General features: G+C 64.4%; 24 protein-coding genes. 14 read left to right on the top strand and 10 right to left on the bottom strand.

Annotated features, from left to right (window positions below; translation table 11 throughout):
- Positions 1 to 43 precede the first annotated feature (43 nt).
- From ACY3GB_RS00580 to tldD, 3 genes are read left to right on the top strand one after another with little or no spacing between them, the layout of a single operon-like run.
- A complete protein-coding gene (locus ACY3GB_RS00580; protein ID WP_463086980.1) occupies positions 44 to 3,886 on the top strand; it encodes a YhdP family protein in 3,843 nt (1,280 codons plus the stop codon).
- The gene (locus ACY3GB_RS00585; RefSeq protein WP_463086981.1) at positions 3,883 to 4,692 is read left to right on the top strand and encodes a carbon-nitrogen hydrolase family protein; all 810 of its coding nucleotides are present in this window, start codon (positions 3,883 to 3,885) and stop codon (positions 4,690 to 4,692) included. The genes ACY3GB_RS00580 and ACY3GB_RS00585 overlap by 4 nt, the downstream gene beginning before the upstream one ends.
- Before the next feature lie 9 nt (positions 4,693 to 4,701).
- Positions 4,702 to 6,144: a metalloprotease TldD gene (tldD, locus tag ACY3GB_RS00590; RefSeq protein ID WP_104947047.1), complete on the top strand. Its 1,443-nt coding sequence runs from the start codon at positions 4,702 to 4,704 to the stop codon at positions 6,142 to 6,144.
- A 45-nt stretch (positions 6,145 to 6,189) separates the two neighbouring features.
- Here the strand turns inward: tldD and ACY3GB_RS00595 are convergent, their stop codons facing one another.
- Complete coding sequence (locus ACY3GB_RS00595) at positions 6,190 to 6,747, bottom strand: ATP phosphoribosyltransferase regulatory subunit (RefSeq protein WP_463090905.1); 558 nt, start codon at positions 6,745 to 6,747, stop codon at positions 6,190 to 6,192.
- Positions 6,748 to 7,212: 465 nt separating this feature from the next.
- Here ACY3GB_RS00595 and ACY3GB_RS00600 point away from each other — a divergent pair, with 465 nt between their 5' ends.
- Complete coding sequence (locus ACY3GB_RS00600; RefSeq protein ID WP_463086982.1) at positions 7,213 to 7,728, top strand: hypothetical protein; 516 nt, start codon at positions 7,213 to 7,215, stop codon at positions 7,726 to 7,728.
- A gap of 51 nt (positions 7,729 to 7,779) precedes the next feature.
- Here ACY3GB_RS00600 and ACY3GB_RS00605 read toward each other — a convergent pair whose 3' ends face one another.
- Positions 7,780 to 8,835: a GlxA family transcriptional regulator gene (locus ACY3GB_RS00605; protein WP_463086983.1), complete on the bottom strand. Its 1,056-nt coding sequence runs from the start codon at positions 8,833 to 8,835 to the stop codon at positions 7,780 to 7,782.
- A 286-nt stretch (positions 8,836 to 9,121) separates the two neighbouring features.
- On the opposite strand from ACY3GB_RS00605, the gene ACY3GB_RS00610 reads away from it, so the two are divergent.
- The 9 genes from ACY3GB_RS00610 to ACY3GB_RS00650 all read left to right on the top strand — a co-directional run bounded on the left by ACY3GB_RS00610 (position 9,122) and on the right by ACY3GB_RS00650 (position 17,008).
- On the top strand, positions 9,122 to 10,300 hold the full coding sequence (locus tag ACY3GB_RS00610) for a M20 aminoacylase family protein (RefSeq protein WP_463086984.1): 1,179 nt from the start codon (positions 9,122 to 9,124) through the stop codon (positions 10,298 to 10,300).
- A 61-nt stretch (positions 10,301 to 10,361) separates the two neighbouring features.
- On the top strand, positions 10,362 to 12,179 hold the full coding sequence (locus tag ACY3GB_RS00615) for a DUF1302 domain-containing protein (protein ID WP_463086985.1): 1,818 nt from the start codon (positions 10,362 to 10,364) through the stop codon (positions 12,177 to 12,179).
- A 326-nt stretch (positions 12,180 to 12,505) separates the two neighbouring features.
- On the top strand, positions 12,506 to 13,162 hold the full coding sequence (gene cysC / locus ACY3GB_RS00620; RefSeq protein ID WP_463086986.1) for an adenylyl-sulfate kinase: 657 nt from the start codon (positions 12,506 to 12,508) through the stop codon (positions 13,160 to 13,162).
- On the top strand, positions 13,146 to 14,222 hold the full coding sequence (locus ACY3GB_RS00625) for a sulfotransferase family protein (RefSeq protein ID WP_463086987.1): 1,077 nt from the start codon (positions 13,146 to 13,148) through the stop codon (positions 14,220 to 14,222). The genes cysC and ACY3GB_RS00625 overlap by 17 nt, the downstream gene beginning before the upstream one ends.
- 87 nt (positions 14,223 to 14,309) lie before the next feature.
- On the top strand, positions 14,310 to 14,852 hold the full coding sequence (locus tag ACY3GB_RS00630; RefSeq protein ID WP_463090906.1) for a GbsR/MarR family transcriptional regulator: 543 nt from the start codon (positions 14,310 to 14,312) through the stop codon (positions 14,850 to 14,852).
- 128 nt (positions 14,853 to 14,980) lie between these two features.
- The gene (locus ACY3GB_RS00635; RefSeq protein ID WP_463086988.1) at positions 14,981 to 15,343 is read left to right on the top strand and encodes a hypothetical protein; all 363 of its coding nucleotides are present in this window, start codon (positions 14,981 to 14,983) and stop codon (positions 15,341 to 15,343) included.
- A complete protein-coding gene (locus ACY3GB_RS00640) occupies positions 15,340 to 16,173 on the top strand; it encodes a complex I NDUFA9 subunit family protein (protein ID WP_463086989.1) in 834 nt (277 codons plus the stop codon). Before ACY3GB_RS00635 ends, ACY3GB_RS00640 begins: the two co-directional genes overlap by 4 nt.
- Positions 16,170 to 16,538 carry a DoxX-like family protein gene (locus ACY3GB_RS00645; protein ID WP_463086990.1) on the top strand — a complete coding sequence of 123 codons (369 nt, stop codon included), beginning with the start codon at positions 16,170 to 16,172 and terminating at the stop codon, positions 16,536 to 16,538. The genes ACY3GB_RS00640 and ACY3GB_RS00645 overlap by 4 nt, the downstream gene beginning before the upstream one ends.
- Positions 16,535 to 17,008 carry a DUF2269 family protein gene (locus ACY3GB_RS00650; RefSeq protein WP_463086991.1) on the top strand — a complete coding sequence of 158 codons (474 nt, stop codon included), beginning with the start codon at positions 16,535 to 16,537 and terminating at the stop codon, positions 17,006 to 17,008. The genes ACY3GB_RS00645 and ACY3GB_RS00650 overlap by 4 nt, the downstream gene beginning before the upstream one ends.
- 292 nt (positions 17,009 to 17,300) lie before the next feature.
- Here ACY3GB_RS00650 and ACY3GB_RS00655 read toward each other — a convergent pair whose 3' ends face one another.
- The 8 genes from ACY3GB_RS00655 to ACY3GB_RS00690 all read right to left on the bottom strand — a co-directional run bounded on the left by ACY3GB_RS00655 (position 17,301) and on the right by ACY3GB_RS00690 (position 22,100).
- Positions 17,301 to 17,576 (bottom strand): helix-turn-helix transcriptional regulator, encoded by a 276-nt coding sequence (locus ACY3GB_RS00655; RefSeq protein ID WP_463086992.1) that lies wholly within the window; start codon positions 17,574 to 17,576, stop codon positions 17,301 to 17,303.
- Between the two features lie 117 nt (positions 17,577 to 17,693).
- A complete protein-coding gene (locus ACY3GB_RS00660; RefSeq protein ID WP_463086993.1) occupies positions 17,694 to 18,077 on the bottom strand; it encodes a hypothetical protein in 384 nt (127 codons plus the stop codon).
- Positions 18,074 to 18,319 carry a hypothetical protein gene (locus ACY3GB_RS00665; RefSeq protein WP_463086994.1) on the bottom strand — a complete coding sequence of 82 codons (246 nt, stop codon included), beginning with the start codon at positions 18,317 to 18,319 and terminating at the stop codon, positions 18,074 to 18,076. The genes ACY3GB_RS00660 and ACY3GB_RS00665 overlap by 4 nt, the downstream gene beginning before the upstream one ends.
- A 16-nt stretch (positions 18,320 to 18,335) precedes the next feature.
- Entirely contained in the window at positions 18,336 to 20,591 is a 2,256-nt protein-coding gene (locus tag ACY3GB_RS00670; protein ID WP_463086995.1) for a replication endonuclease, read from the bottom strand.
- A complete protein-coding gene (locus ACY3GB_RS00675; RefSeq protein WP_463086996.1) occupies positions 20,588 to 21,052 on the bottom strand; it encodes a hypothetical protein in 465 nt (154 codons plus the stop codon). Before ACY3GB_RS00675 ends, ACY3GB_RS00670 begins: the two co-directional genes overlap by 4 nt.
- A 16-nt stretch (positions 21,053 to 21,068) precedes the next feature.
- Entirely contained in the window at positions 21,069 to 21,266 is a 198-nt protein-coding gene (locus ACY3GB_RS00680; RefSeq protein ID WP_463086997.1) for a hypothetical protein, read from the bottom strand.
- Positions 21,267 to 21,360: 94 nt separating this feature from the next.
- On the bottom strand, positions 21,361 to 21,648 hold the full coding sequence (locus ACY3GB_RS00685; protein ID WP_463086998.1) for an Ogr/Delta-like zinc finger protein: 288 nt from the start codon (positions 21,646 to 21,648) through the stop codon (positions 21,361 to 21,363).
- A 5-nt stretch (positions 21,649 to 21,653) separates the two neighbouring features.
- Positions 21,654 to 22,100 (bottom strand): YmfL family putative regulatory protein, encoded by a 447-nt coding sequence (locus ACY3GB_RS00690; RefSeq protein WP_463086999.1) that lies wholly within the window; start codon positions 22,098 to 22,100, stop codon positions 21,654 to 21,656.
- 337 nt (positions 22,101 to 22,437) lie between these two features.
- On the opposite strand from ACY3GB_RS00690, the gene ACY3GB_RS00695 reads away from it, so the two are divergent.
- Positions 22,438 to 22,794, top strand: coding sequence for a helix-turn-helix domain-containing protein (locus ACY3GB_RS00695; RefSeq protein WP_463087000.1), 357 nt, complete (start codon positions 22,438 to 22,440; stop codon positions 22,792 to 22,794).
- Positions 22,795 to 22,851 lie beyond the last annotated feature (57 nt).

Below are 22,851 nucleotides of genomic sequence, written 5' to 3' on the forward strand. Positions count from 1 at the left end.
CGCGCCGTGTTTTTCCTAACGCCATTGTAACGGTTTGCCATAGTTGAAAAAGCCCTCGTCGCCGTTGTCCCATATCCACGTCCTGCGCGTCGTCAAGCGCAGCCTGCTGGTGCTGGCCGTGTCGCTGTTCACGGCCTGCGCGCTGGTGTCCGCCGCGTTCGCGGCCTTCACGTTCTGGTTGCTGCCCAATCTCGATCAATACCGCCCGCGGCTGGAGCAGAGCCTGTCCGGCGCGCTCGGCCACCGCGTCAGCATCAGCCGCCTGAGCGGCCACTGGCAGGACGTGGCTCCCCAGTTCGAATTGTCCGGCGTCTCCATCGCCAATCCGGTGTCCGGCCAGGCGCTGACGCTGAGCCGCGTGACGGTGCAGCCGTCCTGGACCTCGCTGTGGACCTGGGAGCCGAGGCTGGCGATGCGGGTGGATGGCCCGTCGGTGGAGTTGCGGCGGGGCGCCGACGGCGTCATCTATCTGAATGGTTTCGATCTCACCAGCGGCCCGTCCCGCGACAATGCGCTGGGCAACTGGCTGCTGCGCCAGCCATCGCTGGAAATCCTGAACGCCCGGCTGAGCTGGCAGGATGAAAGGCTGGGCCTGCCGCGGCTGGACCTGCAACGCGGCCAGCTGATGCTGGACCGCCATCTGCTGGGGCACCGGCTGCAATTGTCCGGCGTGCCGGCGGCCACGCTGGGCAAGGGCTTCCAGCTGAGCGCCAGCTGGCGCGGCGACGACATCAACGGCTGGGAGCGGTGGTCGGGTTCGGTCAAGGTGGCGCTCAACGGCGCCCGCGCCGATGTCTGGTCGCGTTACATGCGGGAGCTGGGCGTGTTGCACCGGGGCGAAGGCGACGGCACGCTGGAGATGTCGTTTTCCGATGGCAGCGTCAGCAGCCTGCAGGCCGACGTCAGCGTGCGCAATGCCGCCTACACGCCGCCTAGCGCGCGCGAGTTGGTGCTGCCGCAATTGCAGGGCAAGCTGCAGCTGGACCGGCAGTCCGGCGGCAGCTACAAGATCGTCGCCAGCGACCTGACCCTTGCCAGCGCCACCGGGCTCGCTTTCGACAAATCGTCGATTAAGGGGCAGTGGCAGCCTGGCGTGAAAGGCGGCGGCGAGCTGACGCTGGACAATGTCGACGTCGGCCATCTGACGCCCCTGATCCACGCGTTGGGCGTGGACGCCAACCCGCTGTTCGCGCGCTTTTCGCCGCGTGGCGCGCTGCATGATGTGACGCTGGCCTGGCAGGGCGCGGCCGAGGCGCCCTCCAGTTTCAAGGTAAAGACCCGTTTTGAGGCGCTGGGCTGGCAACCGTTCGCGGATTTGCCGGGCGTGTCCGGCGTGTCCGGGCGCATCGAGTTCAGCGAAGCCGGCGGCCGGCTGGCGCTGGATACCGGCAAGGCCGAAGTCAATTATCCGGCGGTATTCGCCCAGATTCTGCCTTTCGACCGCCTGTCCGCCGATGTGGAGTGGAAGCAGAAGCAAGGCCGGCTGGACATCGATTTCCACAAGGTGACCTTCGCCAACGCGGATCTGAGCGGCGAGTTGAGCGGCAGCTACCACCATGCAGGGGAAGGTTCGGGCAGCGTGGACCTGAGCGCCGGCATCGAGCAGGTCAAGGCGGCCCGGATCGCCGCCTATCTGCCCCACCATGTCGGGGAGCATACGACCCACTGGCTGCGCCAAGGCTTGCAGGATGGCGTGGCGCGCAATCTGAAGATGAAGTTGTCAGGCGATCTGGACAAGTTTCCTTTCGCCGGTGGCAAGGGCGGAGAGTTCCTGGTAGAAGCGGATATCGAGAAGGCTAGGCTGCTGTACCAGCCAGGATGGCCGGCGATAGACGATATCGACGCCAAGTTGCGTTTCCACAATGAGAGCATGCAGGTGCTGGCGCAGAGCGCGACGACGGTGGGCGTGCCGCTGCGCGAGGTGACGGCGGCGATAGACCAGCTGGGCGCGGATGTGCCGTGGCTGAAGATAGAGGGTACGGTGGAGGACCGGCTGGATCGCATGCTGGCCTTTACCACCAAGAGCCCGGTGGACGGCTGGCTGGGGGGCTTCACCGGCCGCATTCGCGCCAGCGGTCCGGCGGCGTTGAAACTGAAACTGGACGTGCCCTTGGCCGGAAGCGACTCCGCCCGCGTGCGTGGCGATCTGGATTTCCAGCGCAATTCGCTGAAGCTGGGTGGTTTGCCGCTGCCGGAGCTTGACGCGGCGCAGGGGCGGCTGACTTTCACCGAACGCGGTGTGGACAGCAAGGGCTTGCAGCTGAAGGCTTTCGGCGGTCCGTTCCGACTGGCGGCGCATACCGGCGCCGACAAGCGCATGCGTTTCGAGATTGCCGGCGACGCCGATAACCGAGCGGTGCTGCAGCAGTATCTGTCGTCTCTCGCGCCGCTGGCCGGCGGCCGTTCCCGCTTCGACGGGCAGTTCGTGGTTCGAGATGGACTGGAGAGCCTGCAATTGACGTCCAGCCTGCAGGGACTGTCGCTGGACGCGCCCAAGCCCTTCGGCAAGACGGCGGCGGCGGCGCTGCCATTGCAACTGCAGCTGAAACCGGCGCCGGCGCGCTTCCCCGGCGCCATGCGGCTGGAATTTCAGCTGGCTGATTTGCTGACCGGGCGCTTGCGCCTGGGCGGGGACGGCGAGTTGCAGGCCGGAGCGCTGGGTATAGGGCGCCAGCCCGGAGAGTTTCCCGCCAGCGGACTGGCGCTGAGGCTGCTGCAGCCGCGTATCAATCTGGACGATTGGCTGCCGTGGGCCGCCAAGCTGGACGCGGGCGGCAAGAGCGGCGCGCAAGCGGGGGGGGCATTGACGGTCGATGTGGATACGCCGGAGCTGTCCGCCGCCGGTTTCACCTTGCATCAGGTCAGCGCCCGGGTGTCCCATCGCGGACAGGGCGGGCAATGGAACGCGCAATTGCGCTCGCGCGAAGCGGTGGGCGAGGTGGATTACTTGGCGGAAGGCGGCGGCCAGTTGCATGCCGACCTGAGCCGGCTGGCGTTGAATTGGCCGCTGCGCGCCGAAAGCGGGGCCGCGCCGTCGTCGCTGAAGCAGCAGTTGCCGGCGATGAAGGTGCACATAGGAGAGCTGCTGCTGCAGAACCGCAGCATCGGCCAACTGGACATGATGGCACGCCGCGACGGCAGCGTGTGGAGGATGGACCCGTTGAAGCTGGCCGCGCCTGAGGGCACGCTGACCGGCAGCATGCAGGTGGACGAGCAGGGCGCGGGGCGCGTCGACAGCCGCTTTTCGCTGGATGTGAGCAATGCCGGCAAACTGCTGGCCCGCTTTGGCCAGGGCGATGTGTTCCGCAATGGCCAGGGCCGGCTGGCGGGACAACTGAGCTGGCCGGGCGGCTTGAGCGATCTGGACGCGGCCCACTTGTCCGGACAGATGGAGCTGGACTTCAAGAACGGCCGCTTCGCCAAGGTGGACCCGGGCGCGGCGCGGCTATTGGGCGCGCTGAGCCTGCAATCGCTGCCGCGACGGATACGGCTGGATTTCACCGATGTCTTCAGCGACGGCTTCGCCTTTGATACTCTGCAGGGGAAGGCCAGCGTGCGCGACGGCGTGTTCCGTTCCGACAAGGTGGAAATGAAGAGCCCGTCCGCCGAGGTCAATATCGCCGGCAGCGTGGACCTGGCCAGCGAAACGCAGGCGCTGAAGGTGAAGGTGGTGCCGCACGTGGCCGAGAGCGTGGCGCTGGCGGCCGGCGCGGCCTTGCTCAATCCCGTGGTGGGCATCGCCACCCTGGCCGCGCAGAAGGTTTTGCAGGACCCGGTGGGTAAGATACTGTCGCTTGAATACGAGGTGAGCGGTTCGCTGCAGGATCCCCAGGTGAAGCGGGTGAACGTTGGCGATCCGGTCCAGATCAAGGGGAAAAAACCATGAAACAAAAGTTTGTCGCCGCCACCGTGCAGATGGTGTCCGGCTGCGGCCTGGAAGCCAACCTGGCCCGCGCCGATCAACTGCTGGCCGAAGCCGCCGCGCGCGGCGCCAGCCTGGCGGTGCTGCCGGAGTACTTTTGCCTGATGGGCGAGAAGGAGACCGACAAGGTAGCCTTGCGTGAACCGTTCGGCAACGGCCCCATCCAGCAGGCGTTGTCGGAAATGGCGCGCCGCCATGGCCTGTGGCTGCTGGGCGGCACCGTGCCGCTGCTTTGCGAGGATGAGGGCAAGGTGCTTAACAGCAGCCTGCTCTACAATCCACAGGGAGAGGTAGCGGCGCGCTACGACAAGATCCACCTGTTCGGCTTCACCGGCCAGGGCGAGAGTTACTGCGAGTCCAACACCATACGTCCGGGCGCGACGCCGACCAAGGCGGAGACGCCGCTGGCGGACATCGCCTTCGGCATCTGCTACGACCTGCGCTTCCCGGAGCTGTTCCGGATGCTGGCGCCGTTCGACCTGTTGATCCTGCCGGCGGCGTTCACTGCCACCACCGGCGAAGCGCACTGGGAGCCGCTGCTGCGGGCTCGGGCGATAGAAAACCAGTGTTACCTGATCGCCTCCGCCCAGGGCGGAGAGCATGAAAACGGCCGACGGACGCACGGCCACTCGATGATCATTGACCCGTGGGGGCGCATCCTCGCCGAGCTGTCGGACGGCGAAGGGGTGGTCACCGCCGAGATCGATCCCGAATTGATACACTCGGTGCGGGGCCGCCTGCCGGCTCTGGCGCACCGGGCCATACGCTGAAAGAACGCTATGCAAGACGCTTTCACCGCCGCAGACGAACTGCTGCTCAAACCCTACGGCCTGGACGAGGCCGCGCTCGAGCGCACGCTGGCGCACATGCGCCACCACGCCATCGACTACGCCGATCTTTACTTCCAGTACACCCGCAATGAGGGCTGGCACCTGGAGGAGGGCATCGTCAAGTCCGGCAGCTTCAGCATCGACCAGGGCGTCGGCGTGCGCGCCGTCGCCGGGGACAAGACCGCCTTCGCCTATTCCGACGCGATCAACCAGGACGCGCTCACCCGCGCGGCCGAGGCGGTGCGCGCGATCGGCAACGCCGGCGGCGACGGCAGCGCCGGCGCGGTGGAGAAGCGCAAGCCGAAGTCGCTGTATCCATCCATCGACCCCTGTCACAGCCTGGAGGCCGCCGCCAAGGTGGCGTTGCTGGAAAAGGTGGAAAAGCTGGCCAAGGCGATCGATCCGCGGGTGATCCAGGTGATGGCCGGTTTGGCGATGGAATACGACGTGGTCTACGTCGCCCGCCATGACGGCGTGAGGGCCGCCGACGTGCGCCCGCTGGTGCGGATGTCGGTGTCGGTGATCGCTGAACAGAACGGCCGGCGCGAGCAGGGCTCGGCCGGCGGCGGCGGCCGCTTCGATCTGGCCTATTTCGACGACGCCGTGGTGGAGCGCTACGTGCGCGAGGCGGTCAAGCAGGCGCTGGTGAACCTGGACTCCCGTCCGGCGCCGGCCGGCCAGATGACCGTGGTGCTGGGGCCGGGCTGGCCGGGCGTGCTGCTGCACGAGGCGATCGGCCACGGCCTGGAGGGCGATTTCAACCGCAAGGGCACTTCGGCGTTCTCCGGCAAGATGGGCGAACGCGTGGCCGCGCCGGGCGTGACGGTGGTGGACGACGGCGTGATGGGCGGCCGCCGCGGCGCGCTGGCCATCGACGACGAGGGCAACGCCACTCAGCGCACCGTGCTGATCGAGGACGGCATTCTCAAAGGCTATATGCAGGACGCGATGAATTCGCGCCTGATGCAGGTGGCGCCCACTGGGAACGGCCGCCGCGAATCCTATGCCAGCATCCCGATGCCGCGGATGACCAACACCTATATGCTGGCCGGCGAGCGCGATCCGCAGGAAATCATCGCTTCGGTCAAGGATGGCCTGTACGCGGTGAATTTCGGCGGCGGGCAGGTGGACATCACCAGCGGCAAGTTCGTGTTCTCGGCGTCGGAGGCCTGGCGCATCGAGAACGGCAAGCTGACCTACCCGGTCAAGGGCGCCACGCTGATCGGCAGCGGCCCCGAGGTGTTGAACTACGTGTCGATGATAGGCAACGACTTGGCGCTGGACCAGGGCGTGGGCGTGTGCGGCAAGGAGGGCCAGAGCGTGCCGGTAGGCGTTGGCCAGCCCACGCTGCGCATAGACGGCGGCCTGACCGTGGGCGGCACCGGCGGCTGATCGTCCTTGCCAAGGCCGGGCATGCGCCCGGCCTTTTTCACGCCGTCATGGCTGCATGCCTTGCGCTTCCAGCGCGAGCGCCAGCCTCTCCAGTCCAATGCCGAAACCGGTGCCCTCCCGATAGGCGCCGCCGCCTGCGAGCTGTTTCTGCGCGCCCAGCTCCGGCGCGCGCATCTCGAATCCTTCCCCGTTCAGATAGTAGCTGAGCCCGCGCTTGGCCATGCCGTCCAGCTCGTAGCGCAGACCCAGGCTGTCCAGAAAGCCGCGGCACAGCGTCAGGCTGCGCTCAAACGCGGCGGCGGGATCAGGCCCCAGATACTCATAGCCCAGCTGGGTGAATTCCCGATAGCGGCCGGCTTGCGGCCGCTCGTAGCGATAGCAGCGCGCGGCATAGAAAAATCCGGCCTCGCGTCTGCCGTTCAAAAACGCCCGGCTTCTTTCCTGAAACAGCGCGGTGGCTTCCGGTATCAGGCAGCAGGCACGGCCTTTGCGGTCCGGAAAAGCCCACATCTGCTCGAGTATTTCGCTGCCGCCGGCCTTGGCGACGAAAGTGTCTTGCCCCCATAAAGCGGGAAGAATGGCTTCTTCCGCGCCAGCGTCAATGAAGCCAGCTCCGGAAACGGTTTTCCAGCTGGCGAAGAATGGCGGCCTCGCGGCCGCTGACGATGCGGGTGCCTCGGATCATGGTCATGATGCTTTCCTTTCAGGATTCGCGCGGAGCGCGCGGGAAATAAAAAAGGCGCCTTGCGGCGCCGGTCTGTGCGGTGGCTGATGGGTGGAACGGATCAGCCACCGTTTCCCTCCCGGCCTGCGCGCACCGACGCGGCGTCCTTGGACAGGGCGTGATGGTGGCGATGGCATTGGAAGGTTTTCATGTCCGCAGCATGACTATTGTCCAGCCCGGATGTCAAGCCATCCGCCGCTTCCATCCTTAGAACCAGGCCCGCGCGCGAAGGCGAGGCGCGGCTGATCTCGATCAAAAAAGATGATGCTTTCGTCATTTTAAGCTGCGGCGACGGCTCGCAGAGGCGGGCCGCGTCATAAACCAAAACAAGATTGGATTACGCGATGAGCAAGATGCATAACAGGATTCTGGCGGCTGGCGCGTGCGCGTTGGCCATGGGCGCGTCTGTCACCGCCGGCGCGGCGACCATTACGCCGCCGGGGGCGGGAGGGGCGGCGATCCCGTTCTCCGCGGTGGGGCCGGCGGTGGTCAGCAAGTCGGGCGTGGATGTCGACTGCATCGCGGTGTTCAGCGGCACGGTGGACGGCGCCGGCAACATCCTGATCACCAGCGCCGCCTTCAAGGGTATTCCAGTGTGCAGGATGATCAAGGCCAGCGCCACGGCGGCCGCGCCATGGGTGGGCAAGGTGACCTCGCTCAGCCAACTGACGATCGACCAGGTGATGGTCAACGTCAACACCCCCATTCTGGGCGGGCAGTGCGGTCCGAGCCTGGTCGGCGGGCAGATAGCCGACAGCGGCAGCGAGACCACGATCTCGCTGTCGGCCGCGCCCTTGGCTGGCGGCTGCGCGATTTCGGCCACGCTGACCACCACGCCTTATATGCACGTGACGCCTTGATCCTGAGCTGGGTGGCATGGGAAGCCCTGGGGGACGGGCTTCCCGGGGAGGTCAGACGCGAGCCTGGCAGGCCTGGCTCTCGGGCTGCGGCATCGCGTCGTCGGCGCGCCACCTGCGCCGCGAAGCCCGCAGCGCGTAGGCGCGGCGATAGGCGGCGGGCGTCAGTCCGGTCAGGCGGCGGAACAGGCGGCGGAAGGCGCAGGGATCGTCGTAGCCGCATTGCTCGACGATGCCGGGCAGATCTAGCATGGTGACTTCCAGCAGCAGTTTGGCGCGCTCCACCCGCAGCTGCTGCAGGTAGTCCAGCGGCGTCATGTCGGCCACCTCGCGGAAATGGCGCAACAAGGTGCGGCTGCTGACCGCCGCGGCCTCAGCCACCCTGCCCAGGCTGTAGGGCTCGGCCACGTGTTGTTCCAGCCAGCGCCGCGCCTTGAACACCACGCTGTCCCGAGTGGGCGTGCTCAACGCGGACAGCGTCTGCGCCGATTGCTCGAAACGCGCCGGCAGGTACAACAGTCCGTTGGTACAGCGCTGCGCCAGTTCGTCTCCGGCAAAATGGCGGACCAGTTCCAGCACCAGCTCGGTAGCCGCCGCCGGCGCGCCGCTGCAGAACACGCCGCCGTCCTGCGTGACCGGCCTGTCCATCAGCAGCTTCACCCTTGGGTGGCTGCTGGAGAACCAGCCGGCGATCAGCCAGGTGATGGTGGCGTTGCGGCCATCCAGGATGCCGGCGCGGGCCAGCAGCGCGGCGCCGTTGTAATTGGTGGCGATGACATCGCCGGCGGCATGGCGCAGGGCGATCAGCCGCAGCGCCTTGTCGGCCCGATCCAGCTGCTGCTTCAATTGCGGCACGCTGTCCATGTCCAGCCCGGGCACCAGCAGCGCGCAGCGCGCGGCTGCCGGGCGGGCGGGAGAGGCCGGCAGCCAGGCAGGAAGAGGCAGCTCCTCGCCGTCGCTGTCGAGCAGCCGCCAGCTGAACGGCGGCGTTTTTCGCCTGGGGTGGTGAAGATGCCACAGTTTGTTGGCCGCATGCAGCACGTCTATGGCGGAAAACAGCGTCCCGCTGAGGCAATTCGGCAGGCAAAGCAGGTCTATGCAGGCGTTCATGTCGGTCAGCCTTGGCGATATCCGCTTTAACCTTGGCGAAACCAGCTCGTAAAATCAAGTTCAAACGCATGTCATGTTTGTCATGTCTATGCTTTTTGCTTTTCCAGCGCCTTGATATTCGTCAAGGCGGCTCTTTCCAAGGGCTGGCGATATCTGCCTGTTTATTGGCGGTTCTAGCTCCTTATCCCTTGGCGCGTCCTTCATAGACTGAGGTCAAAGCGGCGCCCCGCCAGGATTGTCCTCGCCCGACGCCGTTTTCTCCACCTCATGGAAACGGAGTCGACACATGTCCAATCTGCCAGGGGTCATCCCCGCGATCAAACAACGCGAAGAGCAGTTCATCGCCATCCGGCACAGCATCCACGCGCATCCGGAACTGGGTTTCGAAGAGGTGGCCACCAGCAAGCTGGTGGCGGAGTCGCTGCGCGCCTGGGGTTACGAGGTGACCGCCGGCGTCGGCGGCACCGGCGTGGTCGGCCAGCTGCGCTGCGGCGCGGGCGAGCGCCGGCTGGGCATACGCGCCGATATGGACGCGCTGCCGATACACGAGGACACCGGCCTGCCGTACGCCAGCAAGCTGCCCGGCAAGATGCACGCCTGCGGTCACGATGGCCATACCGCCATTCTGCTGGCGGCGGCGCGCCACCTGGCCGAGACCCGGCAGTTCGACGGCACGCTGAATCTGATTTTCCAGCCGGCTGAGGAAGGGCAGGGCGGCGCCGCGCGAATGATGGCCGAAGGGCTGTTCGAGCGCTTTCCCTGCGACGCGGTGTTCGCGCTGCACAATGGGCCCACGCTGCCGGTGGGCAGCTTCATCGTCCAGCCGGGAGTGCTGGCGGCGTCGGCCGACATCGTCACCATCAAGCTGACCGGCAAGGGCGGCCACGGCGGCATGCCGCACACCTGCGTCGACCCCATCGTGGCGATGGCCTCCATCATTCTGTCGCTGCAGACCATCGTGTCCCGCAACCTGCCGCCGGATCAGCCCGCGGTGGTATCCATCGGCTCGGCGCAGGCGGGCAGCGCCAGCAATGTGATTCCCGATTGCGCCCGGCTGGAGCTGACGGTGCGCACTTACAACCCGGCGATCCAGCAGCAGATAGAAAGCCGGCTGCGGGAGCTGGTCGGCCTGCAGGCGCAAAGCTTCGGGGTGACGGCCGAGATCGAATGGATGCCAGTGACCCGGGTGCTGGTCAATACGCCAGAGGAAACGCGCTTCGCGCGCGAAGTGGCGGAGGCGATGGTCGGTCCGCAGGCCATCGTGCCGCTGCCGGCCGGCGCGATGGGGGGCGACGATTTTTCCTGGATGCTGGAGAAAGTGCCCGGCTGCTATGTGGTGTTGGGTAACGGCGTCGGCAGCAAGGGCGGCTGCATGATCCACAACCCCGGCTATGACTTCAACGACGAAATCCTCAGCCTTGGCGCCAGCTACTGGGCGCGGCTTGCCGAAACGTATTTGCGTTAGCGAGACCGCGCGGCGCCGGGGGGCGGCGCCGCGGCGACAATAAGCGCGAGGAGACAATAAGATGAAGCGGATGCACGGATGCGAGTCGCTGTTGTTGATGCTGCTGGCCGGCGCCGGCCACGCTGGCGAGATCACGGTCAGCACGCTGCCTTCAGGCCTGGGAGACGGATACCGTTTCGATCTGGGCAGCTGGACGCTGGAGACCAAGGGCGCGATGGCGATAGGAAACGTCTACCGGACAGAGAATCCCAACGATGTTTTTACCAACCACGCCAATGCGATGGATACGTTGAACGACGGCGATCTCAACTACCGGCGCGGCGATCTGATATCCGAATCCTGGCAGGGATACGCGCAAGGCGATCTGCGCAAGGGCGATGGCGGAGCGTTCGTCAGCGCCAAGGCCTGGCATGACTACGGCCTGATCCACCACGGGGTGCCGCATGGGCACTCGCCCAACGGCTATGCGCCCGGCGCGGCGCTGAGCGACGACAAATTCACCCAGCTGGGCCGCTTCAGCGGCGTGGCGCTGGATGACGCCTACGTGTATGGCGATTACAGCCTGGGCGACGCCTCCCTGCTGTTGAGGCTGGGGCAGCAGGTGATCCCATGGATCACGCCCACCACCATTCTGGGCGGCATCCAGCAGGTGAATGCGATGGATTTCAACGCGCTGGGCCGCTCCGGCACCATCCCGGAAATGGTCAACATCCCCGCGCCGGCGTTTTACGCAAAGCTGAAGGCCACGTCCAAACTGACTGTGGACGGCTATTACCAGTTCAAATTCGAGCCCAACGCCTATCCCGCTTGCGGAACCTTCTACTCCGGCAGCGATTACGCCCAGCCGGGCTGCAATGCGCTGACCTTGAACGGCACGCTGCTGAGCAAGCTGTTCCGGCGCAATGTCGTCACCACCGACCAGCAGTCGCTGGCCAACCCGCTGGACTATATCCAGCGGGCGGCGGACGACAAGCCGTACGGCGGGCAGTTTGGTTTCAGCCTAAGCTACCTGTTCGACAATATCGGCTTGCTGGGGCTGTTCTACTCCAACCAGGCCAGCATGATGAGCTTCAACCAGATGATACGCACCGGCCCCGGCGTGTTTCTGCCGGCGGCGGCGAATCAGGGCAGGGCGGCTCCCACCGGGATCGCCGGCCAGTTCCTGCGCGCCTATCCGGACAATATCCACATGTATGGCGTCAATTTCCGCACCCGCTTGCCGGACGGCACCGGGGTGTACAGCGAGCTTACCTATCGCCCCAACCAGCCGGTGGCATGGAACGGCTCCGATTTTCTGTATGGGGTGCTGGCCGGAAGCGGGCCGCTGGGCTACCTGGCCGCCACGCCGGCCGGCTATCTGGCGCGCGGTTACGATACCTTCGGCAGCAGCCAGCTCACGCTGGGCGCGTCCAAAGCGCTGGGACGGTTGCTGGGCGGCGATGCCAAGCTGTCGGCCGAAGCCGGCATCAAGCATCTGTCCGGCTTGCCGGACGCCTACGTGATGCGTTACGGCCGAGTGGGCTTCGGCCAGGCCCCCAGCGCGGCCGCGCCCTCCTGTAACGGCACGGGGCCAAGCTGCGCGCTGGATGGTTTCGTCACCGCCAACGCCTGGGGATGGCGCGCCAAGCTGGAGGAGCGCTATTACGGCGCGCTGCCCGGCCTGGATCTGATGCCATCGCTGGCCCTGGCCTATGACGTCAAAGGCTATTCGCACGATGGCCAGTTCATGGAAGGCAGGCGCAGCGCGTTGTGGCGGCTGCAGGCGGAATACCGGAAGCGTTATCAGTTCGAGTTGCTGTATCTGAAGACGGCGGGCGGCGATTACAACACGCTGCAGGACCGCAGCCTGGCGATGATCAGCGCGGGCATCAAATTCTAAGCGCCGCGGCGATGAAAATAGCTTCAGAATGTTTGGGTGCCTCACGCGCATTCAGCTTCTGGAGCTGTTTCCAGTTTTGCCTCGCCTTGGCCAGCGAGAGGGCAAGCCGGCTATTGAGCGGGATGGCTGCAGGAATCTGCAAGCTAATTAAATGGAATGACTGGCTGATCTTGAATATGCACTGAATTATCCGTGCAAATACTAGGCCAGTGCTTTGTACTGGATTCCCACCTCGGTTAGGCGCTATGACCACATTATCCGATATGTGATTATCGTGGGATCGAGTCCTCTCGTGGAGCGCGCGCGATCACCGAGGGAGGCAGCAGATGGGAGAGGTTTCCATTCAGGCGGGCGTGCCCGCCAATGTTTTTCGCACCGGCGGACGGATCCGCCTGGTGGACCGGCAGCGCTTGTTTGGCCATGCGTCGATGACTATCTGGCTGACCGGGCTGAGCGGCGCGGGCAAATCCACCATCGCCTACGATCTGGAGGCGAGGCTGGTGGGCGGCGGTTTCTCCGCGGTGGTGCTGGACGGGGACAATCTGCGCCACGGCATCAACCGCAACCTGGGTTTTACCGAGGAGGACCGCCGGGAAAACCTGCGTCGGGCGGCCGAGGTGGCGCGGCTGATGAACGACGCCGGCCTGATCGTGATCTGCTCCTGCATCTCTCCGCTGCGCAGCGACCGCGAAATGGCGCGCGACATTGTCGGCGAGCGCCGCTTCGCCGAGGTTTACATCAGCACGCCGCTGGCGGTGTGCGAGGGCCGCGATTGCAAGGGGCTGTATGCCAAGGCGCGTTCCGGGCAGATCGCGCATTTTACCGGCGTCTCCGCGCCTTACGAAGCGCCGGAGCAGCCGGCATTGGCGTTGGACACCAGCGCGCTGAGCGTGGATGAATGCGTGAGCCAGTTGTTCGGTATGGCGCTGCATTGTTGCAGCCCGGCGGCGATGGGGGAGGTCGGCCATGACTATCATATCTGACAGAGATCGGCCGCTGCCGGCGCTGATGATTCCGTTGAGGCGCTGCGGCAGCCACGCATTGCGGCTGCGGCTCAATTTCAACTCGGATTTCTATTCGCCCTACCCATTGCACATCGTCGATTTCATGCCGCTGCTGCCTTTGTACGGCGATTTGTCCGATGACCGCAATTACTTCCAGCTGGTGGTGGACGTGGTGGGCCTGCAAGCGGTCAGCATGGTGAAGTGGCCGGACGTGGTGTTTGATCCGGTGGAGATCTTCGAAGTGTTGTCCGGCCAGACGCGCAGCGTGCACAAGGTGGTCTGGGAGCTGCTGCTGCGGGTGGGCGAGCGCCATCAAGCCCGCGTGGTGATGGACAAGTCGCTGGACAGCGTCCATTACGCCGCCGAGCTGCTGGAGCTGCTGCCGCAAATGCGCTTTCTCAACGTCGTGCGCGATCCGCGCGCCCAGGTGGCGTCGATCAACCGCGCCATCATCCACGATTTCGACACCATCCTCAATGTGCGGACCTGGCTGGCGGCCTACCAGGCGGCCGACAGGCTGTTGGCCGAATATCCGGACAAGGTGTTGACCATACGCTACGAGGACTTCCTGACCGACCAGCAGATGACGCTGCGCCAGGTGTGCGATTTCTTCGGCATCGCCTTCATGCCGCAGATGCTGGATATCCGCGGCTCGGCCGAAGCGGCGCAGATCGCTCAGCGCTCGGCGTTGTGGTCGTCCAATCACTTCCCGCCCATCATCGCCCATGCCGACAAGTTCAGGCAGCAACTGTCGATGCGCGAAATCGAGATCATCGAAACCGCCTGCCGCTCCTATATGGAGCGATACGGCTACACATTGCTGACAGACGCCAGCTTGCCGGTGGACGAGAGCATGGCGCTGGAAGCGGAGGAGCGTTCGCGGCAAGCACGCCTGCAAGCCTGGCAGGATCTGAAGCAGAAGAACTACCGCGATTACATCTTGCGGCAATGCAGGGCCGATTACCTGGCCAACCTGAAGATGCGCCTGCTCAGAGAGCCTCTGGCCGCGTCGCCGAAACCGCCGGCGCTTGCCAGGTAGCGGACAGGGCATGGCGGCAGCCATGCCTTTTTAGGGTTGTGAATTTCTCTATTGACAGAAATTTCGGAAATCAATATCTTGCTAGTCATGGAACTGACACCTGTAAGCCAACGATTCGTACTGCACTGGGGCGAAATGGGCACCCGCTGGGGCGTCAATCGCACCGTGGCTCAGATTCACGCGCTGCTGTTCATCAGCGGCCGCGCGATGTGCGCTGAGGAGCTGGCGGAGACGCTGAATGTCGCTCGCTCCAATGTCAGCAACAGCCTGAAAGAACTGCAAGGCTGGCAACTGATACGCAATGTCCATGTGCTGGGCGACCGGCGCGACCACTTCGAAACCTCCGGCGACGTGTGGGAGTTGTTCCGCATCATCGTCGCAGAACGCCAGCGGCGCGAGATCGAGCCTACCTTGCAGGTGTTGCGCGAATGCATGGATAGCCCTGACTTCTCCCTGGAAAGCCCATTGGCTCAGCAACGGATCAAGAATACCTGGCAGTTCATGGATACCTTGACCGCCTGGACGCGCGAAATGCTGCGCTTGTCCACATCCACGCTGAGCAAGGTGCTCAAGATGGGGGCCGGCATCCAGAAGCTGCTGGGCCGGAGCAAGACGGAGGCAGGTGAGTGAGCCGGGCGGTGAGCTGGCGAAGCGGCAAGCAATAAAGGTTTTTGCCGATGCTTGGCAGAGGTATGAGCGTTTTTTTTTGACCATTAATTTCTGTTTTGACAGAATTTTCAGAAATAAAGGATGTCGCCATGAGTGGATTCGTCATCATCATGATTCTGGTGCCGGCGCTGTGCAGCTTGCTGTGCTGGTTTTTGCTGGCTGATCCTTTGCGGCAAGTCACGCTAGCCCTGTGCGAGAGCGGCGAGGGCGCGCAGTTCTGGAGCCGGACTTTTCTGTTGCTGGTTTTGGCCACGCCATTGTTGACGGTGTTGCTGCTGGCGCCAGAACAGGCGTCGGCGTCCCTGTGGCTGGATATTCGAGAAACCTTGAAATGGGCACTGATAGGCGTGGTGGGGCAGCTATTGGTGCTGGCGCGGCTGGTGTGGCGCCAGGTGGCGTTCAGCCGGCCTGAAGGGGCAAAGCCTGCGCTGATTGCTGGAGTCCCGCAATGAGAATACTGCTGTTGGGCGCCAGCGGATTCATAGGCCGGCAGCTGGCTGCAAGGCTGATCGGCGCTGGCCATCAGTTGCTGACGCCGTCCCGCGCCGAATTGGACCTGGCGCGCCCGGATCGGGATTGGGCCGTCTGGCTTGACGGGACGGAGGCGGTCGCCAATCTGGCTGGGGTATTTCGGCAAGGGCGCTCCGGCGGATTGGAGGCGGTTCACCATCACGGTCCGCTGCGTCTGGCCGGGCTGGCGAAAAAACACGGCGTCCGGCGCTGGGTGCAGTTGTCTGCCTTGGGCGCCGCGCCGGATGCCGCCACGCTGTTTCTGGCCAGCAAAGGCAGGGGCGATGCGGCGCTGCTGGATGGCGGGCTGGATGCCGTTGTCGCCCGGCCTTCGCTGGTGTATGGCGCGGACGGCGCCAGCAGCCGCCTGCTGATGCGCTTGGCGCGGCTGCCGCGCTGGTTTTTGCCCGATGGCGGCCGGCAACCGATCCAGCCGGTGGCGGCGGTTGACGTGGCAGAAGGCTTGCATCGGCTGATCGATGGCAGGATGCGCGGCGCGGTGGATTTCGTCGGCGCGGAGGAGACGACGCTGGCCGATTATCTGCGACGGCTGCGCAGCCTGCAGGGCATGGGGCCGATAGCGCGGGTCCATGCTCTGCCCGTCTGGCTGGCAGATGGCCTGGCCTCTTGCAGCGGCCGCATGCCGGGCAGTCTGCTGGACCGAGATAGCCTGCGCATGCTGCGCCAAGGCTCGACCGCCGACCCGGCCGCTTTCGCCGCGCTGCTCGGCCGCTCGCCGTTGTCGTTCAGGCAGTTCGGGGAGGCGATATGAAAGTCACGCGACGGATGGTGGAACTGTCGTTGGCCGCTTTGTGGCTGTGGAGCGGCGTGCAGCCGCCGCTGACGGCCTGGAACGAGTCGATCGCCATGCTGGCGCGGCTGGGGCTGCCGCAGGCTGCGCAGGGGCCGTTGTTTCTCGCATCCTGCGCGCTGGATGTGTCGTTCGCGGCATGGATAGCCTGGCGGCCCGGCGCCTGGGCATGGCGGCTGCAGGCCTTGGTGGTGCTGTTTTACAGCGCGGTGGTGGCGGTTGCCTTGCCGGAGAACTGGCTGCATCCGTTCGCGCCGCTGGTGAAAAACCTGCCCATTCTGGCGATGTTGCTGTGGCTGGGCGCAAATCGGGAAGAAACACCATGAATGTTTATCTGATCGTCAAAACCTTGCATATCCTGTCGGCCACGCTGATGGTGGGCGCCGGTTTCGGCTCGGCTTTCTACATGTTCTTCGCCAATCGCGGCGGCAAGGTGGCGGCGCAGGCCGAAGTGGCGAGGCTGGTGGTGCGGGCTGATTGGTGGTTCACCACGCCGGCAGTGGTTTTCCAGCCTTTGTCAGGGCTATGGCTGGCGCAGCGGGCCGGCTGGCCGCTGTCCATGTCCTGGCTGGCTTGGGCGATCGGCTTGTTTCTGTTCGCCGGCGCGTGCTGGTTGCCGGTGGTGTGGCTGCCGATACGGATGGCGGGAATGGCCCGCGACGCGGCGGAGGCCGGCCAAACCCTGCCGATGCGCTACTGGCGTTTCGCCCGGATCTGGGAGTGCCTGGGCTATCCGGCCTTTTGCGCGATGCTGGCGGTGTATTTCCTGATGGTGCTGAAACCGGACTGGTCGTGAAAACGGCGGCTTGCGCCGCCGTTTGGGAATCAGCCTTGCTGGTCGGCGGCGAGGCCAGTCACCAGTTCTTCCTGCGTCAGCAGTGTGTTGAATTTTATTGCATCTTGCTGATAAATAAAGAATTATCATTTTTCGATTTTAGCGTACCCCACTTGTACCCCCTTTGTTTTTGTGACGTAAGAGGTACGAAATGTTGGGGTAGGTGATGAAAAAAGCCATCCAAACGGATGGCTTTTGTTACTCCTGCGCTCAAGTCTCGGGTGGCCGCAGGGGCTAAAATAGAGTCTTAGTACTATGCTGCATCCTCGCTCAGACCGGCGCAAGTAAAGCGCCAGGCAATCCATATCTCTAAATGCGATTCCAAAAAGCCCACAGAGCCACCGCCAAGAGCGATGGAAGGGGGGAAGTCGCCAGCTCCTATCCAAGTGTAAAGGGTCGTCTTGGTGACTCCTATGCGCTCCAGCACCACATCGCGGCGCAAGTAGCGGTCCCCCTTGATTGGGCCTTTGCCGTCCCAGGGGCGGGCCGGCTTTTCTTTCTTCGGTGCAATTTCGGATTTCGTTCTCATGTTGTTCTCGCTGTTGCTGGCGGCCATAGGCGAGCGGCCTGGCCGGTTTTCAGAGGACGGCGCCCAATTGGTCGGATGGGCTGGCCGCTCGCCTATGGCCGCGGTGCGGCGGGTTGATCAGATGGCTTCCACCACCAGTTCCAGGTTGATGCCTTCGCCTTCGGCGGCCAGGATCTGGAAGCGGTCGCGGCCCTGGGCGTCGCGGCCGTTCGGGATGAGCTGGCGCTCCAGCGCGCCGCTGGCCAGCGCCAAGGCGTGGTGCTGGAATCGCATCAGCTCGATGGACAGGCGCAGGACGACGTAGGGGATATAGCTGTTATCCGGCGTCTCGGCGCTTGCGCTCAGCTCGACGTCGCACAGGCGGCGGGCCATGCGCTCGGCGCGCTCGATGTTGCGCAGCTGGCTGTTCACGGCGTCCAGCTCGGCGCGATAGCGGCCGGTGGCGGCCATCATCAGTCGGGTGTAGAGGTTGGTTTGCACTTCGATTGCGGCGGTGTTCATCGCGGTTGCTCCTGTTCGTTGGTATTTTTCTTCAAAGTCAGCTTGGTCATTCGCGCTACCAGCTCGCTATACCGCTGTTCCGCAGGTTCAAAGTGCTTGGTCAGCGCACGGCGGGCCAGCTCTAATTCGCCTTCCATCAGAAATCTGCAAACAACCACTGCGCAGCTGGTGCGTTCGGCTTTTACCTCCTCAAGATCCGAAAGCAATTCCGTTAAAAGTTCGGTTCGGTCTTGTCCATTCATGCTTCCTCCTCGCCGCTCACGCGCGGCTTGCTTGGTTGATCCATTGCCGCGCCCTGGCGGTGGCCTGGGCGAGCTGCTGGGAAACGGCGATACCTGGGCCGCCCCAGCGCTCGGCGCTGTTGGAGCGGGCAGGGCGCGCGGCGCGTTCGGCGCGGGCGGCCTCTGCCTGGGCGCGGATATCGGAAATCACGGCGATGCCGGCGCGGTGCGTCATGCCGATGTTTGCGGCCAGCCGACTGTTTGCCTTGTGTTCGCGCACCTTGGCCAGGCTGGCTTCGCGCTGGCGCTCGGCGGCGAGTTCGTGGGCTTCGATGCCCTGCTGCGCCCACTGGTGGACGAACTCCGGGAACAGGCGCAGATAGCGTTGGTTCGCCTCGTATTCCCGGCGCGCGGCCAGCTGCTCGACGGTCAACAGCTCGCTGTCGTCGTCGGCGCTCTCGGCCAGCACGCGGTCTATCGGGCTGAATTCCCACTCCGGGCGAAGCTCCGACGGCGGCACTTCCAAAAACGTAGAGTTATTGACACGAGTCCAAGGGGCGGCGCTGCCGCCCTGAACATCGTCTGCTTTGCGGCCGATGCGCCATTCGTGAACGCGCGTTTGTGCGAATTGGCCGCTGTCGCGCTCCACCACGCCGCGCACCTGGGGCTGGCCATCCTCGCCGTAGCGGTTCTCCGCCGGCACGCTGTCACGGGCCACGCCCAGCGGCATGGCGGCGCGCTTGATGGCGTGGCCGCCCATCAGGTGAACGAAGCGGCCCCAATTGCCGGTGTCGGCGGCGATGGCGGCATGCATCAGCACGTCCTCGGCGTCGGCGGCTTGATAGTCCCAGCGGCGCAGCTCGCGCCACACGCCCACCGGCGGCCCGCCCACCTGCTGGAACTGGCGGATGCCCCAATGACTGGCCCATGCATCCACGCGGATGGCTGTAACGGTGGCATCAGTAGCGGCGGATTGGTCCACGCTGGCGCCGTCGTCCTGGCCAGCCTGGCCGGCGTGGTCCAGCGCCTCCAAGTCAACGCCCACACTGTCGCCGTTGTGCTTGGCTCCATCCACGTTTTTCGCGATGTACTTGGCGATGTAGCCGGCGGCCGTGCCGCGCTTCCAGTCGATGGCCTCGAACGCCACACGCGCCCGGATGCCCTTCCACACCCAGCGCGGCGGCTGGCTCCAGAAATCCGCCTCGTTGCCGATCTTGGCGGCGATGTCGGCCAACTTGCCCTTGGCGCCGGCGGCGCGCAGTTGGCGCGCGGCGGCCTTCGCTTCGCCCTTGGTCTGCAGGTAGTTCAGCCCCAGCTCGGCGCGGTCTTCGCGCACGGCGTAGCGGGCGACGATGGCGCGGAATTGCTTGACCTTGTCCTTGGCCATGAACAGCAGCGCGTGCATGTGCGGCGTGCCGTCGTGGTGCGGTTCCGCCACGCGGAAGCCAAACGGCGCGATGCCGGCGCGGGCCATGGCGGCGGTAATGCGTGACCACACCCGACCCAGGTAGTTGCGGGTATCAATCGGCGTTGCGCCGCAGAATTTGGCGTTGCGCTTGCCGCTCTTGGCGTGGCGCGGGTGGTATTTGCTGGGGGCGGTGATGGTGATGAACTCGCCGGCGTACTCCAGGCCCACGGCGATATGCTCGAAGCCGGCAATGCGGACCATCAGCTCGGCGCGGCGAATAGTGGGATTGCTTACGCTCAGCTCCGCCAGCTGCTGCAGCGTGTACTCCTGGCCCAACTCGTTGATGGCGGCCATCGCCTCCAGCAAGCCGCGATTGCGGCGCTTCTGCTCGCGGCGGCGGGTGACGGCGTCGTGGCTGGCGTACAGACCATGGCGGCGATGCACCAGGCCCAGGCCGATGGACAGCTGTTCGCTGTAACGGGCATTGGTCCTGCGCAGCGCGCGGCGCCACCACAGATCGCACGCCACCCGGCGCATGATGCCCTCAATGGTCTTGCCGTTCGGCGGCTGCACGCCGAATGAGGCGCAATATTGCTGCAGCTGCTCCAAGGTTGAGCCGCGGCCGATCAGCTGGTCAGCCTCGAAGGCGCGCTGTTTCGCAAACTCCACCAGCTCCATTTCGCACGCGCCCAGCGGCAGCGCGTTGCGCGGCATGATCCCGGTCAGGTCGCGTAGCCAGGCGTCCGCTTCCTGCTGACGCGCGTCATCTTGCCAGGGCAGGATGTCGAGCGGCCGGCCGCGCCGCCGGCGCCACTCGCGGCCGATGGCTCGGCCCAGGTGGCGCGGGAAGCGGTCCAGCAGCGGGAGGCGGGTTTGCCAAGTCATGCCGCGCGCTCCTCCGCCTCTGCCTTGGGCGCTTGCCTCTCAAGCTCGACGCTCTGCGGCAGCCCGCCGCGCTCCAGCCTGGCCTTGGCCACGCGGCTTTCCGCCAGCATGGTTTCGATGGCATGCCACAGCATCCCAGCCTGAGGCAGCGACAAAGCGCGGAACTCCAAGCCGTGCAATGTGATGAGCTGATTTACTGCGCGCTCCGTTGCCGCCATCGACTTGATTGCGTCCTGAATGTCAGCCAGCGCGTCCTTACGCACGCCTCCCAATACCTTGGCCTGCAGCACATCCACCGCCACCAGCGGCACGCCTTGCGCGGGGAAGCGGCGCTCATCCACCGGCAAGGCCGAGGGCGGCAAAACTGCGGCACTTTTTGCTGCCTCTGCGTTGGCGGCAATGCCGCGCACCATCTGGAGCGCGATATCTCGATTCATGGAGTGGGGGCGGCGGGCTTCCATGGCTTGGCCTTTCCGATCAGTGCAGCGGGATGAATTGGGCGATGATCACCAGAACCAGCACCAGGCCGGAGAGGGCGGCGGCGCGGTTGCGGCGGCGCTCGGCCGGCAGATGGCCGCAGGAGTAGCAGCCGCAGCCGCTGGCAAAGCGCACGTAGCGCATCTTGCGGATGCGCGGCGCGGTGGCCTGGCGTTGGACTTGGGCAGACTGGTGCATGGCGTTCTCCTTGGTGGTGCTGCGTTTTTTGGGCGTAAAAAGCCCCCTCGCACTGCGCGGTGCGATTTTTCAATGAGAGGGGGAGGGGTAGGGCTTAGGCGGTCAGGCCGGGCAGTTCAAGCTGGTTTTCCATACCGGTTTTCTGGCTGCGAATCAGGAGCTGCACTTCGGCAAGCCGCTGCTTGGTCGCCATCGGAATGTAGATGCCAGCTTGCGGCAGCGCCGACGGGCTGAGCGTTTCGCGCACGGTGCGGAAGGAGGTGAAATTATGGCCGCAGGCGATGTTGGAGCACTGGAAGTACTCCTCCTGGGTCAGGTCGGACAAATAGCGGCTAGTGCGGGTGTAGGCGACTTGCTTGCAATGCGGGCAGATAAAGGCCATGGTGATTAGCTCCGGCAGAACACTTGAAAAGTAAGGTGGTTCATCTGCGTCACCTTGGCGCAAATGGCATCGCGAATAGCCTCCAGGCGCTGGCGCTCCCGCTTGTCGACTTCCCCGTCACGGGTGGCTTCGCGCCACTCGCGAGCTAGGCGGCCCACTTCGTCCACCAGCTCCATGTAGACGCGCTGGATTTCCGCATCGTCTACCTTGTCGATGTTCGGCAGCGGCACGAACACGCCGCCGCTATCCGCCGCCACCGCCTCCGCGAATGCCGGGATGCCGCTGAATTCCTGCATCTGCCATGCCTCATGCACGCTAACCGACTGGCCCTTGCGCTCATACACGCGGTTTTCCAGACCGTCCTTTGTCAGGCCCATTGCCGCTGCCATGGCGGCCCAGCGGCCCGGCATGGCCTTGCACATCGTCTGAAATGCGGTTCTCAGTCTGTCCATTTGCTGCTCCTTTCCACCAAGTGGCGGCTGGTTCGGTGGTTATGAGCCCAATTCGTTTGAGGTATCTTCTGTCGGGCTGTTGAACTGCGATCTGAAATTGTCTAGACCGACACGAAAGAAAGCTCCTGATTGATTGCTTCTGGAGACGTTGAGCTCTTGGCAAATGTCATTGAGCTTCCGACTCTCTTCTACGGTCAGATACATCTGCACTCGCACCGTTGCGGAACCCCTGGCAACCCTGGCAGGGCCAGAGGAACGACGTTTACGCTTCGGAATGTGTGTCATTTGAGTTACTATGCCTACCATAGTGAGTCATGGCGTCATGATAACTACTATCATGGGAATGACAACCAAAAAGCCTACTATTGTGAATATCGGGACACGCTTGCGTGATGAGCGCATAAGACTTGGCTTAACTCAATCGGATGCCGCAAAGGCCGCTGATGTTGGGTTTTCCACATATCAGACTTGGGAAAGGGACCGCTCTCCCAATGCCGAAGCCCTTGCTAGGCTTCATTCTGTTGGATTTGACATTCTGTACGTTGTGACAGGTATCAAAGGGGAGTCCACCCTCTCCAGCGAAGACAGCAGCTTGCTGGCCCGTCTCAATCAACTTGATGACAAAACTCGTCGTGCTTGGCTGGCCGGTGCTACTGCATTCGTTGAAAGCTATACGGCGAATGACCTGTCATAAAGTACAGGCATCGCTATTTTTCCCACTCTTTGTGATGCATTTACGTTTGTGACTCAC

Source organism: Chromobacterium sp. Ag138 (genome assembly GCF_055181315.1).

Bases quoted from the DNA above. Each gene is read 5' to 3' on its own strand.
- ACY3GB_RS00585 (WP_463086981.1), top strand. From the start codon at position 3,883: ATGAAACAAAAGTTTGTCGCCGCCACCGTGCAGATGGTGTCCGGCTGC.
- tldD (WP_104947047.1), top strand. From the start codon at position 4,702: ATGCAAGACGCTTTCACCGCCGCAGACGAACTGCTGCTCAAACCCTAC.
- ACY3GB_RS00600 (WP_463086982.1), top strand. From the start codon at position 7,213: ATGAGCAAGATGCATAACAGGATTCTGGCGGCTGGCGCGTGCGCGTTG.
- ACY3GB_RS00605 (WP_463086983.1), bottom strand. From the start codon at position 8,835: ATGAACGCCTGCATAGACCTGCTTTGCCTGCCGAATTGCCTCAGCGGG.
- ACY3GB_RS00610 (WP_463086984.1), top strand. From the start codon at position 9,122: ATGTCCAATCTGCCAGGGGTCATCCCCGCGATCAAACAACGCGAAGAG.
- ACY3GB_RS00615 (WP_463086985.1), top strand. From the start codon at position 10,362: ATGAAGCGGATGCACGGATGCGAGTCGCTGTTGTTGATGCTGCTGGCC.
- cysC (WP_463086986.1), top strand. From the start codon at position 12,506: ATGGGAGAGGTTTCCATTCAGGCGGGCGTGCCCGCCAATGTTTTTCGC.
- ACY3GB_RS00625 (WP_463086987.1), top strand. From the start codon at position 13,146: ATGACTATCATATCTGACAGAGATCGGCCGCTGCCGGCGCTGATGATT.
- ACY3GB_RS00630 (WP_463090906.1), top strand. From the start codon at position 14,310: ATGGAACTGACACCTGTAAGCCAACGATTCGTACTGCACTGGGGCGAA.
- ACY3GB_RS00635 (WP_463086988.1), top strand. From the start codon at position 14,981: ATGAGTGGATTCGTCATCATCATGATTCTGGTGCCGGCGCTGTGCAGC.
- ACY3GB_RS00640 (WP_463086989.1), top strand. From the start codon at position 15,340: ATGAGAATACTGCTGTTGGGCGCCAGCGGATTCATAGGCCGGCAGCTG.
- ACY3GB_RS00645 (WP_463086990.1), top strand. From the start codon at position 16,170: ATGAAAGTCACGCGACGGATGGTGGAACTGTCGTTGGCCGCTTTGTGG.
- ACY3GB_RS00650 (WP_463086991.1), top strand. From the start codon at position 16,535: ATGAATGTTTATCTGATCGTCAAAACCTTGCATATCCTGTCGGCCACG.
- ACY3GB_RS00655 (WP_463086992.1), bottom strand. From the start codon at position 17,576: ATGAGAACGAAATCCGAAATTGCACCGAAGAAAGAAAAGCCGGCCCGC.
- ACY3GB_RS00660 (WP_463086993.1), bottom strand. From the start codon at position 18,077: ATGAACACCGCCGCAATCGAAGTGCAAACCAACCTCTACACCCGACTG.
- ACY3GB_RS00665 (WP_463086994.1), bottom strand. From the start codon at position 18,319: ATGAATGGACAAGACCGAACCGAACTTTTAACGGAATTGCTTTCGGAT.
- ACY3GB_RS00670 (WP_463086995.1), bottom strand. From the start codon at position 20,591: ATGACTTGGCAAACCCGCCTCCCGCTGCTGGACCGCTTCCCGCGCCAC.
- ACY3GB_RS00675 (WP_463086996.1), bottom strand. From the start codon at position 21,052: ATGGAAGCCCGCCGCCCCCACTCCATGAATCGAGATATCGCGCTCCAG.
- ACY3GB_RS00680 (WP_463086997.1), bottom strand. From the start codon at position 21,266: ATGCACCAGTCTGCCCAAGTCCAACGCCAGGCCACCGCGCCGCGCATC.
- ACY3GB_RS00685 (WP_463086998.1), bottom strand. From the start codon at position 21,648: ATGGCCTTTATCTGCCCGCATTGCAAGCAAGTCGCCTACACCCGCACT.
- ACY3GB_RS00690 (WP_463086999.1), bottom strand. From the start codon at position 22,100: ATGGACAGACTGAGAACCGCATTTCAGACGATGTGCAAGGCCATGCCG.
- ACY3GB_RS00695 (WP_463087000.1), top strand. From the start codon at position 22,438: ATGGGAATGACAACCAAAAAGCCTACTATTGTGAATATCGGGACACGC.